We start from the raw sequence: 5,920 nt of genomic DNA, 5'->3' as shown, positions 1-5,920 counted from the left end.
TTCCTCGAGATGAACACCCGTCTCCAAGTAGAGCACCCGGTCACCGAGCAGGTCACCGGTGAGGACCTGGTCGAGTGGCAGTTCGTGGTGGCCTCCGGCGGACGGCTTCCCCGTTCGCAGGAGGAGATCCCCCTCGACGGGCACTCCGTCGAGGTCCGCCTCTACGCCGAGGACCCGGCGAACGACTACCTGCCCTCGCCCGGGACGGTCCATCTCCTCGAGGCGCCCGAGGAGCCGCAGGCCCGCTGGGAGCTGGGTGTGCGGTCGGGAAGCCCGGTCTCGAGCCGCTATGACCCGATGATCGCCAAAATCATCGTCGACGGCCGGAGTCGTCTCGAGGCCATCGACCGGATGTCCATGGTGCTCGGCCGGCTCCGGGTGCACGGGGTCGCCACCAACCGCGACCTGCTCCGGGCAATCCTCGCCGACGGGGACTTCCGCACCGGGCAGCTCTCGACCGCGCTCCTGGACGACAACCCGTCCCTGGCCGAGCGTACCGTGGACGACAAAGCCGAGAACCTTCACGCCGTGGCTGCTGCCCTGCACACCGCTCTGCGTCTGCAGGAGCGCAAGACGATCCAGCCGTTCACGGGTTTCGGCTGGCGAAACGTCCGCAGCCAGGCCGACATCGTCGAGATCGAGGGCGAGCGTGGCACGCACACGGTGGGCCTTCGTCTCGAGCGCGACGGCCGCTGGACCGCCGAAGTCGGAGAGTCGACCCTTGAGATCCGCGTCCTGGGCGATTCGGGCTCCAGGCTGGTACTCGACGCTGACGGCCTGCGCCAGGTCTTTCAGGTGGCCGAGTACGGGCACGAGGTGGTCGTCGATTCCGCGCGCGGCAGCTACCGGTTCACGGAAAAGACCCCACTGGAGTATGCCTCAGACGCCGCCGAGGGCGGGGGAGCGGTCACCGCGACGGTGCCGGGCGCCGTCGTCGCCACTCCGGTCTCCGTCGGGGACCGGGTAGAGACCGGCGACACCCTGGTGGTGCTTGAAGCCATGAAGATGGAGCACCGCTACACCGCCGAAGAGGCGGGAGTTGTGGATAAACTCCTTGTTGCTGTCGGCGATACCGTCGACTACCAGCAGTTGCTGGTCGTGGTGACCGGGGACGCCCAGTCAGAGGCGGCGTCATGACCGGCCATCAGAAAGTCGTCCGCATCGGCAGTATGAGCGGTTTCCTCGGTGACCGGTTGTCCGCCGGCGTCGAGCTGCTCGAGTCGGCCGAGGTCGACATCCTCACCGGGGACTGGCTGGCGGAGCTGACCATGACGATCCTCGAGCGTCAGCGACGCAAGGACCCCTCCCGCGGATACGCCAACTTGTTCCTCACCCAACTGGAGCAGATTCTCGGCACCTGCGCGGACCGCGGGATCCGGGTCGTATCCAACGCCGGCGGCCTCAACCCGCCGGGAGCAGCCCAAGCCGTCGAGAAAATGGCCGAGCGACTCGGTCTGTCGATGACCGTCGGCCACGTCAGCGGCGACGACATCCACGACCGGGTCCCGAACTTGGTGGCCGACGGGGTTCTCCTCGACGCCGACACCGGCGAGCCAATCACCTCCGACGCAGCCCTGGTCGCCAACGCCTACCTGGGCGGGTGGCCCATCGTGAACTGCCTCGAGCGGGGCGCGGACATCGTCGTCACCGGCCGCGTCACCGACGCCGCACTCATCGTCGGCGCCACCGCGTGGGCACACGGCTGGGCCCAGTCCGACTGGAATCGGCTCGCGGGCGCGGTGGTCGCCGGCCACGTGGTCGAGTGCGGTGCGCAGGCCACCGGCGGCAATTTCGCCGGGTTCTCCGGGATTGAGCGGATCGAGACCGCGGGTTTCCCGATCGCCGAGATCCGCGCCGACGGCAGCAGCGTCATCACCAAGGGCGAAGGGACGGGCGGAGCCGTCACCGTCGACACCGTCACCGCGCAACTGCTCTACGAGATCCAGGGTCGCGAGTACCTCAACCCGGACGTCGTCACCGACCTGCGCTCGATCCGTCTTAAGCAGATCGGCCGGGACCGGGTCGAGATCTCAGGCACTACCGGGAGAGCACCGACGTCGACGCTCAAGGTCTCGATGGCCTACCCGGGGGCCTTCCGCAACGCCATGACCCTGGTCATCACCGGCCGCGACCCCGAGGCCAAGGCCGAACTGGCCGAGCGAGCGGTGTGGAGCCGCATCCCCGGCGGCCGCGACGCCTTCGCCGACGTCGACGTCTCACTGCTCGGCCGCCCCGTCGAAGACCCACAGACCTTCGGCGAGTCGATCTCAATGCTGCGCATCGCCGTGGCCGGTGACGACGAGAGGCTAGTCGGCCGCGGATTCTCCTCCGCCGTCGTAGAGACCGGCCTATCGAGCTACCCGGGCTTCTTCACCACCACCCCACCTACCCCTGCGGTCGGTTACGCGGTGTACCAGCCTGCGCTGGTGCCGGCGGACCTCGTCACCGCGTACGCCACTGTCGGCGACGACACCGTGAAGATGGCGCCGGTCGGCGCGACCGCCGGCGTCTCCTCGGGAGACGGTGGGAGACCCCACGACCACCACGGTGACAACAACGACAGCAACGAGGGCGGTCGCGGCCGCGGCGCTGCTGGTTCACCTGCGAACGATGCGAGCGGACCGACTGTCTCGGTGGCGCTCGGCGACTTGGTGCACGCCCGCTCGGGCGACAAGGGCGGCAACGCGAACGTCGGGCTGTGGGCCAAAAACGAGACCATCCACGACTGGCTCGAGGAGCACATGACCGCGGAGAGGTTCTCGGCACTCGTCCCCGGCACCACCCCGGACCGCGTCACCCGGGTGCCGCTGCCCAACCTGAACGCCCTGAATTTCGTCATCCGGGGCCATCTCGGCCGCGGCGTGTCCTCGAGCCTGGCGTTTGACGCGCAGGCCAAGGGACTGGCCGAGTACATCCTGGCCCGCCACGTCACCGTATCGACTGACCTCGTGGAGGAACGATGAATGCGACTCCGGCCGAACTGGTCCGGCTCGAGGTCTCCGGTGGCGTCGGGAGCATCGTTCTGGACTCCCCGCACAATCGCAACGCGCTGTCCCGACAGCTCCGCCGCCAGCTACGGGATCAACTCGCCGCCGCGGTATCCGACGACGATGTCCGGGTCATCGTGCTGACCCATCTCGGTCCGTCCTTCTGCGCAGGGGCCGATCTCAGGGAGATCGGCACGGCGAGCGACGAGACCGAGGTCGAGCTCGGGGAGATCGTCGAGCTCCTATGGTCCAGCCCGAAGCCCGTGGTGGCCCGGATCGCGGGCCCGGTTCGCGCCGGCGGCGTCGGTCTGGCCTCGGCCTGCGACATCGTCGTGGCCTCCGACCAGATCTCCTTCGCCTTCACCGAGGTCCGAATCGGCGTGGTCCCAGCCGTGATCTCGGTGCCGGTGCTGCGACGGATGCGCCGCCACCGCGCGGTCGAACTCTTCCTCACCGGAGCGACGATCGACGCAGCCACCGCCGTCACCGACGGCCTGATTAACCGGGCGGTCCCCGCAGATCAACTCGACGCCGAGACCAACCGGGTCACAAGAATGCTCATGCGTGGCGGCCCCAAGGCGCTCGCAGGCACAAAGAAACTTGTCGCCGAATCCCGGACCGACGACGGCCGCAGGCGGATGGGCGAACTGAACAGCTGGTCCTTGTCCTTCTTCACCTCCGACGAGGGCGTCGAGGGGCGAACCGCCCTCATGGAGAAACGAGAGCCGAATTGGTGTTTTACCGAAATACGACCGGAGGCATCTACGGATGATGGCTTTTCACGGCCGCAGAAGAAAATTACGAAAATTTGAAGTCACCCGCATCCGCCAATCCCCCGCTTCCAAGGCGCCCAGGAGGCTCATCTCACCAATGTCCCGACCGTTAGCTGCTTTTCCCTGGAAAGGACCAATTCAGACTAGTCATGCAGAGCTATCCACAGGCCTCTGAAAGCCACGCTGATTACGACCACACGGTTTAGCTCTCACGGGCGGTCCGCCCGGAAACTACAGACTTCTGAAAGTAACAAATACGAAAGAAGAGAACACTCATGGCCGATGCAATCCAGTCGAACAGCAACACTACGAATCTTCCTTCTACATTGCCGGCGCTGCTCGCCAGCCAGTCCCGTGACTCCGCTTTCCTCCACTGCACGGACAGAAGCTGGACCTACGGGGAATTCTCGGACGCCGCCGCACAGCTGGCGGCTGGGCTGATCGCAAGTGGAATCGGGCATGGTGATCGGGTGGCGATCGCCGGGCTTAACTCGGCCGAGTGGTTGATCACCTGGCACGCGACGGCACGGATCGGGGCGATCTTGGTAACCCTGAACGTGTCCTACCGCGAGCGGGAGTTCGAGTACATGCTCAACCAGTCCGGTGCGGTGATGCTCGTATGCGAGGCCTCAGACGGCGACTTCGACTTCGTCTCGTTCCTAGACCGTCTACGACCCAAGTTGCCTCTGGTGGACCACTACATCTTCGTGGGTGGAGACGGATTTGAGGGCAGTCGACGGTGGGACCAGGTCCTGACCCTCGGCGGGGATGCAGACGAGCTAACGACAGCAGAAGCGAACGTAAGCCCCGACGACCCTGCAGTCATCCTCTACACATCCGGCACCACCGGTGACCCTAAAGGCGCTACCCTCACGCATCGCAGCATCATCGCCTCAGGCCTCGCTCAGGCGCATCACCTGGATCAGACCGCGGACGACGTCTCCATCGGCCATATGCCGCTCAACCACGTCGGTGGCATGACTTGCACCGTCACCGCGTCGATGACGGTCGGAGGGAAGGTCGCACTCCTTCCCCGATACAGCCCAAAACTCGCCCTACAGACCATCGCAACCACGGGCGTGACCATCTTCATCGGAGTCCCCACGATGTATCGGATGATGATGGCCCTACCGGAGTTCCATTCAACGGACACCTCCACGGTGCGACTGTGCATTGTCGGCGGGTCAAATGTGGAGCCCGCCACCGGTCGGCAAATCCTCGCCTCTTTCGAGGGGATTCGGCTGGCGAATCTGTACGGACTATCGGAAACATCAGGCGGGTGCATCATCTCCCCCAAGGGTGAAGACCTAGAGAACTTGGTCGAGACCCTCGGGGTGGCTATCGGTGACTTCGACGCCCACATCGCTGACCTCGATGGCAACATCCTGGGTCCGGACCAGGAGGGAGAATTAATTATCCGTGGCAACTGCGTGGCGGCTGGCTACTGGGAAAAACCAGAGGACACTGCGGAAACATTCCGGTCTGACGGATGGCTCGCTACCGGCGACATGGCCATCAAGCGATCGGACGGCCGGATTGTCCTACGCGGTCGGAGAAAAGAGATGTACGTCCGTGGCGGGTACAACGTTTACCCCGTGGAGGTCGAAAACGTCATCGCCCAGGACGAGTCGGTCGCGATGTGTGCAGTGATCGGGGTCCCAGACGAGATGCATGGCGAGGTGGGACTCGCCTTCGTGGTTGCCAAACCTGGAGCCGACCTCGACACCGACGCTCTCTTGCGACGGTGCACCAGCTCGCTCGCCAAGTACAAAGTCCCGTCCGAGATACGTCAGGTGGAGTCATTGCCCCTCACCCCGGCAGGGAAGATAAGAAAAGTCGCTCTCCGGCAGTGAATAGCACCTACCCTCCAACGGTCCCGATTCGCAAGGACGTCCAAGCCCCTGCCTAACTCCGTTAAACGCATTAGGAATGGTCCTCGATTAGCTTGGGCTCGGGCACTAAGGGGTTGGGCAGACGCCGTGCAGAGATCCCTGGTGCCGGCTTCGCCCACGACAGCGTCGCCCGGTTTTGCCTTTGCAGGGCCCGGTACAGCGTCGACCGACCCACTCCGAGATCGCGGGCGATCGCCGACGGCCCCTCCCCTTTCTCGATCCGGTTGCGGGCCTTATCGATCTGCTCGGCGGTCAAGACGCGTTTGCG

Annotated in this window: 5 protein-coding genes; 4 read left to right on the top strand and 1 reads right to left on the bottom strand. The window is 65.2% G+C overall.

Annotated features, from left to right (window positions below; genetic code table 11):
- The 4 genes from H483_RS27330 to H483_RS27315 form a co-directional block, all read left to right on the top strand.
- On the top strand, positions 1-1,137 hold a 1,137-nt coding region (locus tag H483_RS27330; protein WP_017836483.1), incomplete at its 5' end, for a biotin/lipoyl-containing protein.
- On the top strand, positions 1,134-2,963 hold the full coding sequence (locus H483_RS27325; RefSeq protein WP_017836482.1) for an acyclic terpene utilization AtuA family protein: 1,830 nt from the start codon (positions 1,134-1,136) through the stop codon (positions 2,961-2,963). The genes H483_RS27330 and H483_RS27325, both read left to right, overlap by 4 nt.
- Positions 2,960-3,799: an enoyl-CoA hydratase-related protein gene (locus tag H483_RS27320; protein WP_017836481.1), complete on the top strand. Its 840-nt coding sequence runs from the start codon at positions 2,960-2,962 to the stop codon at positions 3,797-3,799. The genes H483_RS27325 and H483_RS27320 overlap by 4 nt, the downstream gene beginning before the upstream one ends.
- Before the next feature lie 236 nt (positions 3,800-4,035).
- A complete protein-coding gene (locus tag H483_RS27315; RefSeq protein WP_031264774.1) occupies positions 4,036-5,613 on the top strand; it encodes a class I adenylate-forming enzyme family protein in 1,578 nt (525 codons plus the stop codon).
- A 70-nt stretch (positions 5,614-5,683) separates the two neighbouring features.
- On the opposite strand, the gene H483_RS40050 is transcribed toward H483_RS27315, so the two are convergent.
- On the bottom strand, positions 5,684-5,920 hold a 237-nt coding region (locus H483_RS40050), incomplete at its 5' end, for a helix-turn-helix domain-containing protein (protein ID WP_238556264.1).

The organism is Dietzia sp. UCD-THP (assembly GCF_000349585.1).
Taxonomy (GTDB): domain Bacteria; phylum Actinomycetota; class Actinomycetes; order Mycobacteriales; family Mycobacteriaceae; genus Dietzia; species Dietzia natronolimnaea_A.
Note: the sequence above shows the minus strand (reverse complement) of the source record. Positions and strands in the feature narration are given on the sequence as shown.

Coding starts and splice junctions, on each gene's coding strand:
- H483_RS27315 (WP_031264774.1), top strand. CDS start 4,036: ATGGCCGATGCAATCCAGTCGAACAGCAACACTACGAATCTTCCTTCT.
- H483_RS27320 (WP_017836481.1), top strand. CDS start 2,960: ATGAATGCGACTCCGGCCGAACTGGTCCGGCTCGAGGTCTCCGGTGGC.
- H483_RS27325 (WP_017836482.1), top strand. CDS start 1,134: ATGACCGGCCATCAGAAAGTCGTCCGCATCGGCAGTATGAGCGGTTTC.